Source organism: Allobosea sp. 05T439 (assembly GCF_056396005.1).
Genome location: NZ_JBFTKP010000024.1, coordinates 25,244 through 42,591, shown reverse-complemented (window position 1 = coordinate 42,591; position 17,348 = coordinate 25,244). Strand labels below are relative to the sequence as shown.

Here is a 17,348-nt window from a genome sequence, read left to right as displayed (position 1 = left end):
GTAGGCTCGTTAACCGGAGTAGCGGTGGCGGCGGTGGATGCTGCGCGCCCGAGGGTCGGGTCGCGGAATGGCGGAGAGCAAGGCCTGGGTATAGGCGTGCGTGGGCGTATTGCAGACTTGCTCGGCCCCACCGGTCTCGACCACCTTGCCGCGGTACATCACAGCCACCCGGTCGCACATGTAGCGGATGACGCCGATGTCGTGGCTGATGAAGACGTAGGATAAGCCGAGCTTGTCCTGCAGGTTCATCATCAGGTCGAGCATTTGCGAGCGCAGCGAGACGTCCAGCGCCGAGGTCGCCTCATCGGCGACGATGACGCGTGGGTTAAGGGAGATGGCACGCGCGATGCCGATGCGCTGGCGCTGGCCGCCGGAGAAGGCATGCGGATAGCGCTCCCGCCAGGAGGGCTCCAGGCCGACCTGGCGCAACAGTTCAGCAACCCGGTCGTCGAGCTCTTTGCCGGAGGCGATCTTGTTGACGAGCAGGGGCTCGCCGATGATCTGGGCCACCGTCATGCGCGGGTTGAGCGAACCCACCGGATCCTGGAAAATCATGCGGATCTCGCGCCGGCAGGCCCTCAGCGTCTCCTTGTCAGCCTTGAGCAGGTCGACGACCTCGCCATCGGCGCGTCGATAGTCGATCGCTCCGGCGTTGGGTTCGTAGACCCGCAGCAGGCAGCGCCCCATCGTGGTTTTGCCCGAACCGGACTCGCCGACAATGCCGAGCGTCTCCCCCGGTCTGACCTCCAGCGAGACGTCGTCGACGGCCCTGAGCGGAGCCTTGGGCGAGCCAAAATGCATTTCCAGATTGCGGACCTGCAGGACGGGCGGAGCCTCTTGCGCGATCGGCGCGCGCCTCAGCCTGATCTCGGCCTTCTGCTCGAGCTTTAGCACGGAGCTGATCAGCATGCGGGTGTAGTCGTCCTGCGGCGCGTGGAATATGGCGTCGACCGGGCCGCTCTCCATCACCTTGCCGTGGTGCATCACCAGCACCTCATCGGCAACCTCGGCGACCACGCCCATATCGTGCGTAATGAACATCACGGCCATGCCGTGCTGCCGCTGCAGCCTCCTGATCAGATCAAGGATCTCGGCCTGCGTTGTGACGTCCAGCGCGGTCGTCGGCTCGTCGGCGATGAGCAGGGAGGGATTGCAGGCGAGCGCCATCGCGATCATTACGCGCTGGCGCATGCCGCCTGAAAACTCGAACGTATAGCGGTCGACGGCGGCTTCGGGTTTGGGAATCTCGACCTGCGCCAGGAGCTCGACGCAGCGCGCGCGAGCCTCCTTCTTGCCCATGTTCAGGTGGAGCTGCAGCACCTCCATGATCTGGTCGCCTACGGTATGGACCGGCGACAGCGACGACATCGGCTCCTGGAAGATCATCGCGATCTCGCGGCCGCGGACCGCGCGGATCTCACGCCCGCGCGGGTTGAGCTTCGCGAGATCGACGGAGGTTCCATCGGGCCGGCGCAAGACCATCGCGCCCGAGACGATACGCCCAGGTGCATCGACGATTTGCAGGATCGAGCGCGCGGTCACGCTCTTGCCCGAGCCGCTCTCGCCGACGATGCAGAGCGTCCTGCCACGCTGGAGCGTGAACGAGACTCCGTCGACAGCTTTGACGACGCCGTTGCGCACCGGGAAGTGCGTCACGAGATCCCTGACTTCGAGGATCGTCGGCGCCGGCGCGGCGGGGCGCAGCTCCTGGCCGATGGCGAGATCGATGACGCTCATTTGTTGTACGGATCGGCGGCATCGCGCAATCCGTCTCCAAGGAAGTTGAGGGCGATCACGGCGATCACCACGGCGACGCCGGGCGCGAACAGCCAGGGCGCGGTCGCGATCGAGCGGATGTTCTGTGCCTCGCGCAGCAATACGCCCCAGGAGATGGTCGGCGGCTGCAGCCCCAGGCCGAGAAAGCTGAGCGCGGTCTCTGCGAGGATCATGGCCGGGATCGCCAGCGAGATCGACGCGATGATGTGGCTGGCGAAGCTCGGCAGCATGTGGCGGAAGATGACCCGTCCTTCAGAGGCACCGTCGAGCCGCGCCGCGGTGACGAATTCTTCGGTACGCAGGCTCAGGAAGCGGCCCCGCACGACCCTGGCGAGCTGGGCCCAGCCGGTCAGCGACAGGATCAGCGTGATCATGAAATAGTTGAGGGTMGCGGGCCAATCCTGCGGCAGGGCTGCCGACAGCGCGAGCCAGATCGGGATGCTAGGTAGCGACAGCACGAACTCGATGACGCGCTGTACCGCAAAGTCGATGCGACCGCCGTAATATCCGGAGATGCCGCCGAGCAGGATGCCGATAGTCAGCGAAAGCAGGACGCCGACCAGGCCGACCGACAGGGAAATCTGGGCGCCCTGGATGATACGGCTGTAAACGCAGCGGCCGAGCCGATCCGTCCCGAGCAGAAAGATCGGCTGGGCCTTGTTTTCCGAGGCGATCAGGTGGGTCGTAGTGCTGAACAGCCCGAACAGCCTGTACTCGAAACCTTGGCCGAAGAACGTAAGATAGGTTTTGCGGGCCTTGTCTTCGCTATAGACCGCTGAGAGCGTCTGCGGATCGCGCTTAAACACCGAAGGATGGATAAAGGGCCGGAAAGACCAGCTCCCATCCGCCCCCCTGTCGATGAAATGGATAGCCTGCGGTGGATGGAATGCCGCCCGTGCGTTCTGCTGCGACGGATCATTGATGGCGAAGAAACCCGGGGCAATGGCGATGATGTAAAGAAACACCGTGACGATCAGCCCCGCCATGGCAAGATGGTGGCGCTTGAACGCCCACCAGACGAGCTGCCATTGCGAGGCAACGGCCAGCCGGGTGCTGTCGACGGATGAAAGGGCGGTGTCGGTCATTACCTATTCCAGCCTGATGCGGGGGTCGACGAGGGCGAGCAGGATATCGCTGATGAGAGAGCCGATGAGCGTGAGCGTGCAGATCAGCAGCACGAACGCGCCGGCCAGATACATGTCCTGGCTCATCAGCGACTGGAGCAGGAGAGGCCCCGCCGTCGGCAGGCTCAGCACGATGGCGACGATGATCGAACCGGAGACGAGGTTCGGCAACAGCCAGGAAATCGTCGAGATGAACGGATTGAGGGCCAGGCGAACCGGGTACTTCACCAGCAGATGGAATTCCGAGAGGCCCTTGGCGCGCGCCGTCGTGACATAGGGCTTGTGCAGCTCGTCCAGCATGTTGGCGCGCATGACGCGGATCAGGCTGGCGGTGCCGGAGACAGCGAGAATGATGACGGGAATCCAGAGATGGTGCAGCAGGTCGATGACCTTGCCGATGCTCCAGGGGGCCGTGAGATACTGCTCGGAGAAGAGCCCGCCGACCTCCTGCCCGAATTCGACGGCTGCGACATACATCAGCACGAGCGCGAGCAGGAAGCTCGGAATGGCGAGGCCGAGGAAGCTGAAGAAGGTGACGATATAGTCGCCGATCGAATACTTCTTGACGGCCGAGAACACGCCGATCGGCAGTGCGATGCCCCAGGTCGCGAGTAGCGTCGAGAAAGTCAGCACCAGGGTCAGCGCCATCCGCTCCCAGATCAGGTCACTGACCGGCTGTTGCCATTCGAAGCTGAGGCCAAAATCACCTCTGAGCACGATGCCGCTGATCCATTTGAAATATTGGACGATCATCGGCTGATCGAGCCCGAAGCGGATTCTCAGATCGGCCGCCGTGTTCTGATCGACCACTTCGTTCGAGGCTGCGAGCGTCGCGATATAGGTCGTGACGAAGTCGCCCGGAGGAAGCTGGATCAGCACGAAGGACAGAAAACTGACGACGATCAGCGAGGGCACCATCCAGAGGAGGCGCTTGGCGATGAAGCGGAGCATGGCACTGCCTGTTGGGTGAGACGGCCCGGCCACGCTCGCGGCGCGGCCGGGCTGTCGTCGCTCACGTCGCGAAGAAGAACTGCTGAGGCAGGGCCGGGMCGGGATTGGGCCAGGTCCAGGCGTTGGGATATTTCGCCGGCACGTTCTGTAGGTTATTCTTGCAGATGCCGAAGGCGTTCACCGCGAGGCAGATGCCGATGGTCTCAAAGGCGTCGGCGGTGATGTCGAAGACCTGCTTCATCAGCGCGGTGCGCTTCTCCAGGTCGGCCGTGGCGCGCGCCTGGTCGAACAGCTTCATGCGCTGCTTCTGGCCCTCCGGCGGTTCCTGGCCGTCCTTGCCGCCCGAGACGTACCATTGCGCCCACGGAATCGCGTAGCGCGAGCCCTGAGTGTGCTGGGCGAAGTAGTCACGCGGGTCGAGCATCGGGTCGAGTCCGCCGGGGCCCGGCCAGACGGCGGCATCATGGTCGTTGTTGTCGCCGCGCGTGTAGTAAAGGGCGCGCTCGATCGTGTTGACCTTGATGTCGACGCCGATTTCGGCCCAGTGGCGCTTCACCAGTTCGAGCGCATCGACCTCATCGGGATACAGCGTTGGAATCACGTCGATGGCGAAGAAGACCCTCTGCCCGTCCGGTCGCAGCCTGATGCCGTTGGCATCCTTCTTGGCGTAGCCGAGCTTGTCGAGAATGGCGTTGGCCTGGGCTGGGTCGTGGCTGGTGAACTGCTCGGACAAGCCGGCGTGATACCAGGGATGGCCGGGGCGGGGCCCAGTCTGATGCGGCTGCGACTGGCCGAGATAGACGAGGTCGATGATCTCCTTGCGCTCCATGCCCAACGAGAGCGCCTTGCGGAACTCCTTGTTGGCGAACATCTCGCGCATCTTGGCGTCCTTGTGCGTCATGTTCAGATAGATCTGAACCTGCTGCGACGAGGAGCTGATCAACTCGATCAGGCGGTAGCCGCCCTTCTGCATGTTCTGCGACAGGGTCGGCTTGTTCTGGAGCGTGTCGAGATGGCGCTCCTGGATGTCGAGGCGCCCGGAAATCGCATCCAGCATCAGCGACTCGACGTCCTGCGAGATGCTGAAGCTGAGCCTGTCGATATAGGGCAGCTGGTTACCGGCAGTGTCGACCTGCCAGAAATAGGGATTGCGTTCCATCACGACGCGCGTGGCGCCGCCGGTATAGGGCTCCTTGATGACCCAGGGGTCGAGCGTCGGCTTGTCGGCATTGCCCCAGCGCGATGGAATCTCGATATCGCCGCACTTGTTGCGGAACAGCGTTCCCCAGTCGGACAGGTTCGCCGCCTTGACCAACTCCGCCACGCCGGAATTGTATTTCGGGTGGAACTGGCTGCAGTAATGCTTGGCGAACAGCGTCGGGTGTTGTCCTAGCGGGGTCGCCATCATCTCGAGAAACAGCGCGTAGGGGCTGGCGAAGGTGAACTTGACCGTCGTCTCGTCGACCTTGGTCGCCGTGCCCGGCTTGTTGTCGATGACGATCGGCGAGGGGGCGGACTTATAGAGTTCGGTGTTCTTGGCGCAGTCCTCGATCGAGAAGACGATGTCATCTGCGGTGAAGGGCTTGCCGTCAGACCATTTCATGCCCTTGCGCAGGTAGAAGGTGAACTCGGTCGAGTCCGCGTTGACCTCCCATTTGTCGGCGACGTTCGGCAGGACCTCGGTGAAAGCAAGGTTCCAGCGCACCAAGCCCTGGTTGCCGACCATGCGCAGAATTCCGTTATGGTCGGAGGAGCCGCGCAGGCCGCGCCGGAGCGAGCCGCCGTAGCGGCCGACCTTGTCGACCTTGATTACCAGCGGGTTGGCAGAGACGCGCTCGGCCAGCGGCGGCAGCTTGCCCTCCGAGGCCAGCTTTGCGAGGGCTGGCGCCTCCTTGGCGGTTTGGGCGAAGGCGGCGTGGGGCAGCGTCGAGAGCGCGGTGGCGCCGGCAAGCCCTTTCAGCATATCGCGGCGGTCCAGTCCGCGGCGCCGGTGTGGTCCTCTTTGCGTATCCCTGCTCATGCCATCCTCCCGGATTGAGATGTTGCCGGCCTGTTGGCCGTGTAGCTGAGGGTCGAGGCGTGGTGGCGCGGCCACCTGTTCACGTCATGCCAGTCCGATCCGCACTTTCGCCGAGATGGTTGCGCCGGGGTCGAGCACGCGCATCCCAGTTCCAGAATGTCCCGCTGCCGCGAGATTGAAGGCATCAGCGACATGGTTGACCGGCTCCAGGCAGAGATAGCTGCCGCCGGCCGGGACATGGAAGACGAGGTGGTMGAGAGGAGCGCTGGCCTGGATGAGGATCCGTGTGCCGTCCCGGCGATGTATTGAGGCGCCCCCGTCCCAGCCAGAATAATAGGCCGTGGTTGCCTCGCCGCCATGAGGCGAATCGTAGTGCCGGTCGCGGCCAGTGAGCGAGTGGAGCTGCTGGCCGCAGCCATCGGCGTCCTGATCCCAAAGGGCTTCGCAGTTGAACGTGATGCGGTCGCCCTGGGACACGGCGAAATAGGGGTGAATGCCCAAGCCGACCGGCATCGGCGAGACCGCATGGCTCTCGACGTAGATCTCGTGGGTCAGGCCCGAGGGATCGAGCGCCATGCGCTGGACGGCCTCGAACGCCCAGGGCCATCCCGCCAGATCATCTTGAGGCTCGAAGCGATAGTGCAGTTCGATCTCCGCGCTCGCGTGCCGCATCACGGTCCAGGGCCGCGTCTGGCTGAAGCCGTGCAGTGCGTGCGGAGCCGCGGCCGGGTGCGGCACGAGCGCGACCCGGGTTTCGCCGAAGCGGAAGGCGGCATCGCGGACGCGATTGGAAAAGGGCACGAGCGGGTAGCTGCCCGCCTTCGGCCAATATGCGCGATCGAATCCGGCAGCGGGCATTGGCACCAGAACGTCGCTGCGCAGGCCGTTGGGTCCCTCGCGCCAGAGGGACGCTATGCGCCCACCGTCCAACGGCCGCACCGCCGCTCTCATCGGTCCCGCCGCGAGAGGGTAGACAGACGGCGAGGTCTCCGCAGAACGGAACTGTGCCGCCGTTGCGTCCGCCATTGTCACGTTTCGTCCCCAATACCTGTCGGGATGTCCCCGATCTTAAAGGGAAGGCTAGGATTGGTGCGACGCACTGTCAACGAGCATTCTTACTATGTATAAAAGTATCGACCATTTCGCAGCTGCAGCATGGAAGTTTCTTACATCGTGATACTGAGCCATTGCAGGCGCTTGTACGTCTGCGTAAGCTGAGGCCCGCCGCATCAGCCCGGTTCGACAGGCCCGCCCCCGTTTCATGCGCAATCATGCCACCAGCCTCGAGCAGGATATCGTGCCGGACGAAGAGGGGCGGCGCGGCGAATCTCTCATCGAGGTGCGAGGCACCAGGCTCGTCGGCAAGGCGCTGAACCTGCTCGACCTGATCGCCTCTGCGCCTGGCGAGCACCGCGCGCAGACCCTGGCCGATGAGTTGGGCCTTCCGCGCAGCACTGTCTATCGCATCATCAATACGCTGCAGCAGCGTGGGCTGGTGCGCGTCGACGCCAGCGGGMAGGGATATTTCCCGGGCTTCAAGTTTCTCGAATACGCTCAGGCTGTCTGGCCGATCCCGGATCTGCCGATGCTCGCCATGACGGAACTCCGCTGGCTTCACGAGCTCAGCGGTGAAACCGTCTATTTCGCCGCGCCCGGCGGCGCAGACATGATCATCATCCAGAAGATCCTAAGCCTTTATCCGATCAGCACGGGCGCGCCATTGGGGAGCCTGCGGCCGCTTTACTGCTCGGGAATGGGCAAGGCGCACCTGGCGGCGCTGGCGCCGGACGAGCGGGAGGCCCTGATTGGCCGCATGAGCTTCGAGCGCGTCACGGATCGGACGATCACGGACCCGGCCCAGCTTCGCTCGCAGCTCGATGTGTTCCAACTGCGCGGCTATGCCATCGACGACGAAGAGTTCATGGAGGGTATTCGCTGCGTCAGCGCCTCCGTGCCCGGCGAGAGCGGCGTGCCGCTCGGTGCATTCACCGTGTCGGGCCCCTGTTATCGGATGACGCTGGAGCGGGTTAATCAGCTCGGACCTGAGGTCGCGGCCGCGGCCAGGCGCCTTGGCGAGGTCGTGAAGCGGCACGGAGGTATGCGCCCACGAGCCCGGCCCGATATTGCGCAGGTGCCACTGGCCTACAATGGGCGCTCATTCCTGGGAAAGTCGCCGAGTTGGGACGGGGCGACGAACTCGCTGCTTTGGTTGGACGCACTGGCGCCCGCCATCATGCGCTCTCGCGTCGAGGAACCTGCGGCGCCACCCCGGTCCGAGGTGATGGCCCAATTCACCTCGCCGGTGCTGGCCCTGAGCTCGATCGGCGAGGGGCGTTGGTTCGTGGCGACGGAAAAGGGCGCGATGACCGTCGACCGGGCCGCGCGCCTGACCGATCTGAGCCCGGCGCTTTCGCTGGAATTGCTTCCCCGCATCACCTGCGCTTGCCACGGGCCGGACGGACAAATCTGGCTCGGGGTTGGGGAAACGCCGAGTCCGCAAAGCCGCCCCGGGCTCTATCGCCTGATTGACGGGACCCCCGTACTTGAAGTGGAACTGCCGGCCACACCCACAGACATGCTGATCGACGCGCCTGGGCGCCATCTCTACGTCGCGCTCAGGGAGGCCGGCGATATCATCCGCTTCCCGATCAGGACGGGCAACAGACTCGGGAGCCTGGGGCTGGTCGCACGCGTCGATGCCCTGCACGGGCGCCCCATGGCCCTGACCCTGGAAGAGCCGGATTACCTGTGGGTCGCGCTGTGGGACGGCTGGAGCCTGGCACGCCTGCAGCGCGACGGTTCCGACATGCGGCTTTTATCCTTGCCTGTGCCGCGTCCGACCGGGCTGACCTTCGGTGGGAGGCGCGGGGACTTGCTTTACGTTACAAGCGGCCGGATCGGATTGACACCGCAGCAGATTGCCGAGGCTCCGGCATCCGGGAGCGTCTTTGCCCTCGACGGGCGGCTTCGAGCCGCCTTGCTGCGCTGAGCCGGAGAAGCATCGGAGCACCCACCTCGTTTCAAAAAAAGAGCCGGGAGAAGACGCATGGAACTGCAAGAGCCGACCGTCGTTCGTAACCTGCTGATCACGGGCGGCGCCGGCAATATTGGGCGAAAACTGCGCCAGGAACTCGGCAGCCGCTTCGCCCGCATCCGCATCCTAGACACTGTCGCCCCGGCGAGCCTCGCGACCAACGAGGAGGCCGTGCAGGTCGATATCGCCGACATCGGCGCCGTCGAGCGGGCGATGATGGGCATGGACGGGGTGATCCACATGGCGGGCGTCGTGCGCGAAGCGCCGTTCGAGTCCATTCTGCAGACAAATGTCGTCGGCACCTGGAACGTCTATGAAGCGGCACGACGTCAAGGCGTAGGCCGCGTCATATTTGGCTCGAGCAACCACGCCGTCGGCTTCTATCCCAGGCATCAGCGCATCGACGAGACGGTCCTGCCGCGACCAGACGGACGCTACGGGCTCAGCAAGTGCTGGGGGGAGGCAGTGGGCGCGCTCTATGCCGACAAGTACGGTATCCGCAGCATGCATGTGCGGATCGGCAATGCCGCCGACATTCCCGCCAGCGCCCGTACGCTCAAGATCTGGATCAGTGGGCGCGATCTTGCCCAGCTCTGCCTGATCGGGCTGGAGCATCCCGACATCCACAACACTATTGTCTACGGTGTCTCCGACAATGCCGGCGGATGGTACGACAATGCGGTCGCATATGGGCTGGGCTACCGGCCCAAGGACCGTGCCGACGACTATGCCGAGGAGGCCATGGCTGGGGAAGCCGAGCTGACCCATGAGCCGCCTGCGCTGTATTTTCAAGGTGGCGGCTTCTGCTCGCTTGAATATGCCGGTGCACCGGTTCCTCCACCCGCAGCGGGTGTCTGAGACGCCGCGCCCGTTTGACCGCGATAATTCCAACTCCCCCCGTGCAGCCGAGGCCCCCGATGCGCATCACCGATGTCCGTGTCACTCMGATCGCCTTCCGCGACCCGCCGCTCCTCAACGTCAACGGCGTGCACGAACCCTGGGCCCTGCGCAGCATCATCGAGGTCGAAACCGCGGAGGGCCATGTCGGGCTCGGGGAGAGCTATGGCGATCTGGAGACGCTGGCCAATCTCGACAAGGCGAAGGCGGGGCTAATCGGTCTCGACCCGTTCGACCTGAATGGCTTGACGCAGGTCGTCTATGCTGCGGTGGGCGATAATCCCGACCCCGGCCAAACCTTTGCACCCGCAGGCGACAAGGCCCGCGCCTCGGCGCTCTCCGCCTTCGAGGTCGCCTTCCTCGATCTGCAGGGCCAACTCACCGGCCGGCCGCTCTACGACCTGCTCGGCGGCAAGCTGCGTGACCGCGTGCCCTACAGCGCCTATCTGTTCTACAAGTTCGAACGGCACAAGGATGATCCCGGCTATCCTGCCGATGATTGGGGCGAGGCGCTCAGCCATGAACAAATGGTCGAGCAGGCGCGCCGGATCGTGGCGGAATTCGGCTTCGGCTCAATCAAGCTCAAGGCCGGCGTGTTCGAACCCGATTTCGAGATCGAGACGCTCCGGCACCTGCGCAAGGCGTTTCCGGACCACCCGCTGCGGATCGACCCCAATGGCGGCTGGTCGGTCGAGACGACGCGGCGGGTGATGCCGCAGTTGGTCGGGCTGCTCGAATATCTCGAAGACCCGACAAGGACGCTCACCGAGATGGGGCAGGTCGCGACGTTCGCGCCGATGCCGCTCGCCACCAACATGGTCACGATCGCCTTCGGGCATATTCCCGAAACGATACGCCTGAATGCCGTTCAGGTCGTTCTGTCCGACCACCATTATTGGGGTGGCCTGCGCGCCACCCAGCATCTGGCCCATCTCGGCCGTGTCTTCGGCTTCGGGATCTCGATGCACTCGAATTCTCATATGGGCATCAGCCTGGCAGCGATGACTCATGTCGGCGCTACGATCCCCAACCTCGCCTATGCTTGCGACACACACTACCCGTGGCAGGTCGAGGAGGTGATTGAGGGCGGCAAGCTCCAGATCGAGAACGGCTCGCTTGCGCCGCCGGATGGACCCGGGCTCGGCGTGCGGCTGGACCGTACGGCGTTGAAGCGCCTACACCAGCAGTATCTCGATTGCGGCATTCGAGTGCGCGACGACACCAAGGAGATGCGCAAATACCAGCTGGACTTCAATTCGGCGCGCCMGCGTTTTTGAAGTGGCTCTCGGGTTCCCACGGGCGCTGAAGCCCGCAAGAGGCTTTGAATTACTGCGAGGCTTGGAGTGATCAGAGGAGTTGGAGCGAGCCTGCGGCTGTTTTACCGCGCTCGGTCTTCAAATCGAACGCTACCTTCTGCCCTTCTGTCGGCCGCGATATGTACAAACACGTCCTTGCCGCCATCCGAAGGCTGAATGAACCCGAAACCCTTCTCAGTATTGAACCATTTCACGTTTCCGGTCGCCATAGTCGCATCCCCCGAAGATTGCATCTTTTGAGCCGCGGGATGCGCGTATMCGAAGACCCGCCGGGAAGGAATTGCCCGAAAAACAAGGTTGTCGAGGCCAAACATGAAGCATGACGGCTGGCGATTACCGTCGATCCAACAACTCAACTGTGAGTTGCTGTCGAATGACGATGTAACGCCAATATAAATCTCCGCCAATCGCGTATCGATAACACGCTGCCTCGCCGCGACCTTTCGCAAAGGCAATTGACATKCCGGAGCCCGAGAAAGTGTTGAGGCCGAGCTTGTCGTGCTGCGTGGCGTCGCGCACGGCATCGGCGATCTTCTGCGCCCCGCGATACGAACGGTGTAGGCAGCGCCGCAACCAACCGCTGGCCTGCCACTGACTCAGATTCAGTTTCGCCAATCTGCAACCGATCACTGGCAGAGAACTCGGCAAGGTGGTTGGCATGGAGATGAGCCGCGACACCGATGCGAGCGCTGAAGCGCGCCCGGCGTCAGCTCAGCCGGGCCGAGCTGCCCGTGCGACCGAGACAAGCTATCCGCGAAGACAGCAGAGAATCGGCCTTAGGAAACCATTTGGAGGGATGGCTCGGCATTGTTCAACATGTAGCCGCGTCCCCAAACCGTCTCGATGTAGTTCGCTCCGCCCGATGCATCTGCGATTTTCCGTCTCACCTTGCAGATGAAGACGTCCACGATCTTGAGCTCGGGCTCGTCCATCCCACCGTAAAGGTGATTGAGGATCATTTCCTTTGACAGGGTGAACCCACGGCGGCTCGCCAAGAACGCAACGATCTCATATTCCTTGCCAGTCAAACGAACGGGCTTCCCGGCGACGTCAACCGTTTTTGAATCCAGATCAATGCAGAGGTCTCCGACCCGGACCGTGCGGTTTTCGGTCCCGTTGCAGCGACGCTCCAAAGTCCGCAGGCGTGCAAGAAATTCGTCTCGGTGGAATGGCTTTGTCAGGTAGTCATCCGCCCCTGCAATCAGCGAACGGACCTTCTGTTGAACCTCATTGATACCCGAGAGGATCATCAGAGGAGTGTTGATGGATGATGCTCGGAGTTTCGTGAGCACCTGAATTCCTGGCATGTCTGGTAAACCGAGATCCAGAATTATCAGGTCAAACGGCGCCGCCTGAGCGAGGGCGAAGCCATCGGCTCCATAGGCTGTCTTGGTGACTTCGATGTTCTCCAGCTTGAGAAACATCTCGATGCTCTGCACGATCGATGCGTCGTCCTCAATTAATAAAACGCGCATGGTAAACTCCGATTCGCAGCGGATAATTTGGCGAGGATGGCCGAAGTATGGTTAATAATTCAAGATTTTTTCGAGGGTGGTTTCAAAATCCGTGGCGTATTCGCGAAAATCTGCAGGTATTCGCGGAGGGATTGGATCAGTTGGCGCGCTGAGGGCGCGCTTTGAAATCGGCGATTAGCTCCGCCAGCTCCGTCAAGCGACGCAGTTCCAGGCCGTTATCTGAAGCCTCGGCGCGGATTGCAAAGATCGCTTCGCCAGTAGCCCGAACCAACGGAGCGAATTCGGGCATCATAAAACTTATTAGCATCGTCTTGAGCGTCTCTTCTGTGTCGCCGTAGCGACTGAGATACAGCTGAACACCCTCAGTGGTCTCTTCTATTGAGGCGCCGAGCAGTTGCCCATAGGCATCCGCAGCTGCCCAAATAGCAGCGTGGAATGCCAATTTGTTCTCGACCATGCGGTCAGCGCCGCCACCAAGTTTGGCGCTAATCGAAGCTGCCGTGGTGATCATGTCGAGGAAGTCTTCCAGGCGAGTAGCGACCATGCCTGGCTTCGAAGTTCGCAGCTTTCGGGAGAACATGTTGAACACAGGTACTTCTGTCGCAGACGGCTACGAAACGCATAGATTCTGCAGCTTCGCTAACACACCGCCGCGAATTGCCGCTTGTTCTTTGTAGTCATTGATTTGTTATTGCGAGCCAATTGCTACAAAAAGGCGATAATGGCACACCAAAACCCGCTGAGCGAAGCAGTAATTCAGAGGTCAAACTCAAGGTTAAAGCAACCTGAGAGGTGTCGGCTAAATCCGCTCCCAACGCTTAGATAACCGTCAGAAAAAGTGATTGATGCTGACGCTTTGCAAAAGGTGAGGGGTGCTTTACGCTTTGTTGGGTTGTCACAATAAAGCGATAGGAACAAAAATGGCGAATGGAACGGTCAAGTGGTACAACGAAACCAAAGGTTATGGATTCCTCGCTCCAGACACAGGTGGTAAAGACGTCTTCGTCCATGCGACTGCCTTGGAGCGCGCTGGTCTTCGGGGTTTAGCTGAAGGTCAGAAGATCACCTATGATTTGGAGGCCGACCGTCGCAGTGGCAAAGAGTCTGCGGCTAACCTTAAAGTTTGAAAATTAAAAGCCGCCCGATGTTTTCCGCCGAGCGGCTTTTGATTGATGGCACATTCCGATTTCGACTGCTGTCAGGCAGCCCGTGAGCGCTTCCGCCTTTGCTGACCAAGCCCCATCTTCTTGGCAAGTTGCGATCGAGCCTTGGCGTACCTGCGAAGCATCTGGACCGGCGACAGGGATAACCGCAGACAACGGTAATCCCTGCAAGCCCAATTCGGGCAATGAAAGTATCGAGCGACATCTAAAGCAATGAAGCCGCCCAAGAAGCCTTTCATCGTTGAATTTAAACAAACACGCCGCGTCCAAAGAAAGCCGCACCCATCTATTTGGGGTACCCTAGATCTGAAGGTCTCCGCGAACGAACAAGAGCCCGGATCGCAGCAGATCGATCCGCAGCGATTACCCAAGCCGGCCACCCCGGACTCGCTTGAACCTGCGAAGGCTCAGCGGATCCTGCCCGCGCTCGCAAAAGCTCCCGCCCCGGAACTGATGGAAATGCCGTCGATCGAGAGATCGACACCGAAGCGTGACGATCCAGAAGATTTCGTTCAGGCACCTGCGGCATCGAACGCGCTCACCGCGGACCCGGGGGGAGTATCGTCCGAAGTTCCAAAGGTGCGCCGGCGCTACGGGAATAGCGGGGCTCTGCCTGCGGGGGAGCGTTGGAAGCGGCGGCTACCGCCTATATTGCGACAGACTAAGTCTGTCACTTGAATGGATCTTGGTCAGCGTCACGAGCAACTCCGGGGCATCCCAGGCAGTTCACAGCCAACGTCGCCGTTTTCTTACAGGCAAATTCCAACTCAACGATCTTATCGTGGGCGTCCGCCACCGCCGCCGAGCGGCCAAGGAGACGCGAAGTGGCAGGCCACCAGATGCCCTTCGCCGACCGGTCGCGCCTCTGGCACCTCCGTCCTGCAGCGGGGTTCGGCAATCGGGCAGCGCGGATGGAAGCGACATCCCTTGGGGATCGCGGCGGGACTCGGTGGATCGCCCGGCAGCAGGATCCGGTCCCGGACTTTTGCCGGGTGCGAAATCGGCACGGCCGAGAGGAGGGCGTGGCTATAGGGGTGCTGGGGGGCCGAGAAGAAGGTGCTCTTCGGCGCGATCTCGACGATCTGCCCTAGATACATCACGGCTACGCGGCTCGCCATGTGCTTTACGCTCGCCATGTCATGCGAGATGAAGAGATAGGCGGTGCCTTGCTCGTCCTGGAGATCCTGCAGCAGGTTGATGACCTGCGAACGCACGGAGACGTCGAGAGCGGAGACCGGTTCATCGGCGACGATGAGCTTCGGCCGCATCGCGAAGGCGCGGATGATGCCCAGGCGCTGGCGTTGCCCGCCGGAAAACTGGCGGGGCCATTGGCCGATATGGCGGGCACTGAGGCCGACGGCTTCAAGCAATCGCACCGCAGCGCTGGTTCGCTCGCCCCGCTGCGAAACGAGGCCATGCACTGCCAGCGGCTCCGTCACGATCGATCCCGCCCGCATGCGCGGGTCCAGGGACGAGAACGGATCCTGGAAGATGAATTGCAAATCGCGGCGGATGGCCTTCATGCGGGGCTGCGACAAGCCGGCGATGTCCTGCCCCTCGAACAGGATGCGCCCGCCGGTAGGATCGGTCAGGCGTAGGACAAGCCGCGCCAGCGTGGATTTTCCGCAGCCGGATTCGCCCACAAGGGCCAGCGTCTCGCCGGGATGGAGATCAAGGGACACCCCGTCGACGGCCCGAATGCCGCCAGGAGCCCGGCCGAAGGTCTTCTGCAAGTCCTCGAGCCGCAGGAGAGGTTCGCTCATGGTGCCGCGCCCGCGCTCATCGCTGCCGCTTGTGGCGTCTCCTGCGGCTGGTTCTGCCGCGCCCAGCACGCGGCGAGGTGACCATCCTCGATTTGCTCCAGCGGCGGCACCAATCTGGCACAGGGGGCGAAACATTCGGGACAGCGCGGGTGAAAGGCGCAACCCAACGGCATCTCGGTCAGATGTGGCACAGCTCCGCCAACCGTAGGCAGCCGCCGCATGGACTGCGTCTCCAGCGAAGGCGTCGCGGCCAGCAGACCGATGGAGTAGGGGTGGCTGGGGGCATCGAACAGGCGAAGGGCCGTCGCCTCCTCGACGACCCGGCCGCCATACATGACGGCGACCCGGTCGGTCAGTTCGGCCACCACGCCGAAATCATGGGTGATGATGACCACGGCAAGATTCAGTTCCTGGCGCAGCCGTCGCAGCAGGTCGAGCACTTGCGCCTGGATGGTGACGTCCAGCGCGGTCGTCGGCTCGTCGGCGATCAGGACCTGCGGATCGCAGGAGAGTGCCATCGCGATCATGACGCGCTGGCGCATGCCACCGGACAATTCGTGCGGATAGGCGGCGGCGCGCTTGTCGGGCGCAGGAATGCCGACGAGGCTCAGAAGCTCGATGCTGCGGGCGCGTGCAACTGCGCGGGAGAGACCGAGATGCCGCCGCAGCGGCCCGCCGATCTGCTCGCCCACGGTCATGATCGGGTTGAGCGCCGTCATCGGCTCCTGGAAGATCATGCCGATGCGGCGACCGCGGATCGCATCGAGTGACTGGCGCGGCAGGGTCAGGAGATCCTGCCCATCGAACATGACGCGGCCGGCCGTGACGGTGGCGGCTTCCGGCAGCAGGCCAAGCGCAGCCAGCGCGGTCAGGCTTTTGCCGGAGCCGGATTCACCGACGAGGCCGAGGCACTCGCCAGCGTGCAGATCGAGATCGACGCCGCGGAGCGCCTGAACCGGGCCGTTTTTCGCGCCGAAGGAGACCTGGAGGTCGCGGATGGAGAGCAGCGGCGTCATCGCCCGGTCACCCGGTCGGGATCGAGGCGGTCGCGCAAGCGGTCTCCGAGGATGTTGAAGGCCAGGACCGTCAGCGTGATCGCGAGCCCCGCAAATATGGCCGGTAGTGGCGAGCCGAAGATGTCGGCAACACCCTCGCGCACCATGTTCCCCCATGACGGGGCCGGAGCCTGGGCACCGAGCCCGATAAAGCTGAGCGATGCCTCGAGGCGGATCGCCGAGCCGATCCAGATCGTCAGCATGACGATGAGGGGGCCAGCGATGTTGGGCAGGACATGCATTCCAATGGTGCCGAACTTGCCGCGCCCCATGGCGATCGATGCGTCGACATAGGCCTCCCGCTTGACCGACAGAGCCGAGGCCCGCGAGAGGCGGATGAATGACGGTACGAGTGCTGCCGCGATGGCGATCGACAGGTTCTGCACGCCGGGGCCGAGCAAGGCGACGATCAGCACGCCGAGCAGAAGCGGATCGAACGACATCATCATGTCGGTGAGGCGGGTGACGATCGCCTCGGCCCAGCCGCCGAAGAAGGCCGACGCCGTGCCCAGGCTGATGCCGACAAGGGCGGCCAGCATCGGCGCGGCCACCCCGATCGTAATCGACAGGCGCGCTCCCTCGATCAGGCGAGAGAAGATATCGCGGCCATATTCGTCGGCACCCAGCCAATGCACGGCGGAGAGACCCTGATCGGCCGCGGCGAAGTCCTGCAGCAGCGGGTCATGCGTCTGGAGCCAGGGGGCGAACACGACGACGACCAGGAGCAGGAGCAGGATGGCGGCGGCGATGGCCAGGAAGACGCGATCGAGCATG

The 17,348-nt window shown here is 62.8% G+C and carries 14 protein-coding genes and 1 pseudogene; 4 read left to right on the top strand and 11 right to left on the bottom strand.

Features of this window, described 5'->3' with window-relative positions:
• Positions 1 to 9: 9 nt before the first annotated feature.
• From AC1DIO_RS23610 to AC1DIO_RS23590, 5 genes are all read right to left on the bottom strand, one after another.
• Positions 10 to 1,737: an ABC transporter ATP-binding protein gene (locus tag AC1DIO_RS23610; RefSeq protein WP_476769213.1), complete on the bottom strand. Its 1,728-nt coding sequence runs from the start codon at positions 1,735 to 1,737 to the stop codon at positions 10 to 12.
• Positions 1,734 to 2,861 (bottom strand): ABC transporter permease, encoded by a 1,128-nt coding sequence (locus AC1DIO_RS23605; RefSeq protein WP_476769214.1) that lies wholly within the window; start codon positions 2,859 to 2,861, stop codon positions 1,734 to 1,736. The genes AC1DIO_RS23610 and AC1DIO_RS23605 overlap by 4 nt, the downstream gene beginning before the upstream one ends.
• A 3-nt stretch (positions 2,862 to 2,864) precedes the next feature.
• A complete protein-coding gene (locus AC1DIO_RS23600) occupies positions 2,865 to 3,851 on the bottom strand; it encodes an ABC transporter permease (protein ID WP_441492627.1) in 987 nt (328 codons plus the stop codon).
• Between the two features lie 61 nt (positions 3,852 to 3,912).
• Positions 3,913 to 5,871 (bottom strand): ABC transporter substrate-binding protein, encoded by a 1,959-nt coding sequence (locus AC1DIO_RS23595; protein WP_476854164.1) that lies wholly within the window; start codon positions 5,869 to 5,871, stop codon positions 3,913 to 3,915.
• An 84-nt stretch (positions 5,872 to 5,955) separates the two neighbouring features.
• Positions 5,956 to 6,810: an aldose epimerase family protein gene (locus AC1DIO_RS23590; RefSeq protein WP_476854163.1), complete on the bottom strand. Its 855-nt coding sequence runs from the start codon at positions 6,808 to 6,810 to the stop codon at positions 5,956 to 5,958.
• A 322-nt stretch (positions 6,811 to 7,132) separates the two neighbouring features.
• Here AC1DIO_RS23590 and AC1DIO_RS23585 point away from each other — a divergent pair, with 322 nt between their 5' ends.
• From AC1DIO_RS23585 to AC1DIO_RS23575, 3 genes are read left to right on the top strand one after another with little or no spacing between them, the layout of a single operon-like run.
• Entirely contained in the window at positions 7,133 to 8,860 is a 1,728-nt protein-coding gene (locus tag AC1DIO_RS23585; protein ID WP_476854162.1) for an IclR family transcriptional regulator domain-containing protein, read from the top strand.
• A gap of 57 nt (positions 8,861 to 8,917) precedes the next feature.
• Entirely contained in the window at positions 8,918 to 9,763 is an 846-nt protein-coding gene (locus AC1DIO_RS23580; RefSeq protein ID WP_476832935.1) for an NAD-dependent epimerase/dehydratase family protein, read from the top strand.
• Positions 9,764 to 9,822: 59 nt separating this feature from the next.
• On the top strand, positions 9,823 to 11,079 hold the full coding sequence (locus AC1DIO_RS23575; RefSeq protein WP_476854161.1) for a glucarate dehydratase family protein: 1,257 nt from the start codon (positions 9,823 to 9,825) through the stop codon (positions 11,077 to 11,079).
• A 70-nt stretch (positions 11,080 to 11,149) separates the two neighbouring features.
• Here the strand turns inward: AC1DIO_RS23575 and AC1DIO_RS23570 are convergent.
• From AC1DIO_RS23570 to AC1DIO_RS23560, 3 genes and pseudogenes are all read right to left on the bottom strand, one after another.
• Positions 11,150 to 11,327: pseudogene (locus AC1DIO_RS23570) on the bottom strand (cold-shock protein).
• 567 nt (positions 11,328 to 11,894) lie between these two features.
• Complete coding sequence (locus tag AC1DIO_RS23565; RefSeq protein ID WP_476854160.1) at positions 11,895 to 12,593, bottom strand: response regulator transcription factor; 699 nt, start codon at positions 12,591 to 12,593, stop codon at positions 11,895 to 11,897.
• A gap of 136 nt (positions 12,594 to 12,729) precedes the next feature.
• A complete protein-coding gene (locus AC1DIO_RS23560; RefSeq protein WP_476854159.1) occupies positions 12,730 to 13,137 on the bottom strand; it encodes a hypothetical protein in 408 nt (135 codons plus the stop codon).
• Between the two features lie 376 nt (positions 13,138 to 13,513).
• Between AC1DIO_RS23560 and AC1DIO_RS23555 the strand changes: the two genes are divergently transcribed.
• The gene (locus AC1DIO_RS23555) at positions 13,514 to 13,720 is read left to right on the top strand and encodes a cold-shock protein (protein WP_476854158.1); all 207 of its coding nucleotides are present in this window, start codon (positions 13,514 to 13,516) and stop codon (positions 13,718 to 13,720) included.
• A gap of 812 nt (positions 13,721 to 14,532) precedes the next feature.
• Here the strand turns inward: AC1DIO_RS23555 and AC1DIO_RS23550 are convergent.
• Genes AC1DIO_RS23550 through AC1DIO_RS23540 form a run of 3 tightly spaced genes read right to left on the bottom strand, consistent with a single transcriptional unit; the run spans position 14,533 to position 17,347 of the window.
• Positions 14,533 to 15,519, bottom strand: coding sequence for an ABC transporter ATP-binding protein (locus AC1DIO_RS23550; RefSeq protein ID WP_441480551.1), 987 nt, complete (start codon positions 15,517 to 15,519; stop codon positions 14,533 to 14,535).
• Complete coding sequence (locus AC1DIO_RS23545; RefSeq protein ID WP_441480552.1) at positions 15,516 to 16,535, bottom strand: ABC transporter ATP-binding protein; 1,020 nt, start codon at positions 16,533 to 16,535, stop codon at positions 15,516 to 15,518. Before AC1DIO_RS23545 ends, AC1DIO_RS23550 begins: the two co-directional genes overlap by 4 nt.
• The gene (locus AC1DIO_RS23540; protein ID WP_441480553.1) at positions 16,532 to 17,347 is read right to left on the bottom strand and encodes an ABC transporter permease; all 816 of its coding nucleotides are present in this window, start codon (positions 17,345 to 17,347) and stop codon (positions 16,532 to 16,534) included. The genes AC1DIO_RS23545 and AC1DIO_RS23540 overlap by 4 nt, the downstream gene beginning before the upstream one ends.
• Position 17,348 lies beyond the last annotated feature (1 nt).

Coding starts and splice junctions, on each gene's coding strand:
- AC1DIO_RS23555 (WP_476854158.1), top strand. CDS start 13,514: ATGGCGAATGGAACGGTCAAGTGGTACAACGAAACCAAAGGTTATGGA.
- AC1DIO_RS23545 (WP_441480552.1), bottom strand. CDS start 16,535: ATGACGCCGCTGCTCTCCATCCGCGACCTCCAGGTCTCCTTCGGCGCG.
- AC1DIO_RS23540 (WP_441480553.1), bottom strand. CDS start 17,347: ATGCTCGATCGCGTCTTCCTGGCCATCGCCGCCGCCATCCTGCTCCTG.
- AC1DIO_RS23560 (WP_476854159.1), bottom strand. CDS start 13,137: ATGGTCGCTACTCGCCTGGAAGACTTCCTCGACATGATCACCACGGCA.
- AC1DIO_RS23600 (WP_441492627.1), bottom strand. CDS start 3,851: ATGCTCCGCTTCATCGCCAAGCGCCTCCTCTGGATGGTGCCCTCGCTG.
- AC1DIO_RS23610 (WP_476769213.1), bottom strand. CDS start 1,737: ATGAGCGTCATCGATCTCGCCATCGGCCAGGAGCTGCGCCCCGCCGCG.
- AC1DIO_RS23565 (WP_476854160.1), bottom strand. CDS start 12,593: ATGCGCGTTTTATTAATTGAGGACGACGCATCGATCGTGCAGAGCATC.
- AC1DIO_RS23580 (WP_476832935.1), top strand. CDS start 8,918: ATGGAACTGCAAGAGCCGACCGTCGTTCGTAACCTGCTGATCACGGGC.
- AC1DIO_RS23550 (WP_441480551.1), bottom strand. CDS start 15,519: ATGAGCGAACCTCTCCTGCGGCTCGAGGACTTGCAGAAGACCTTCGGC.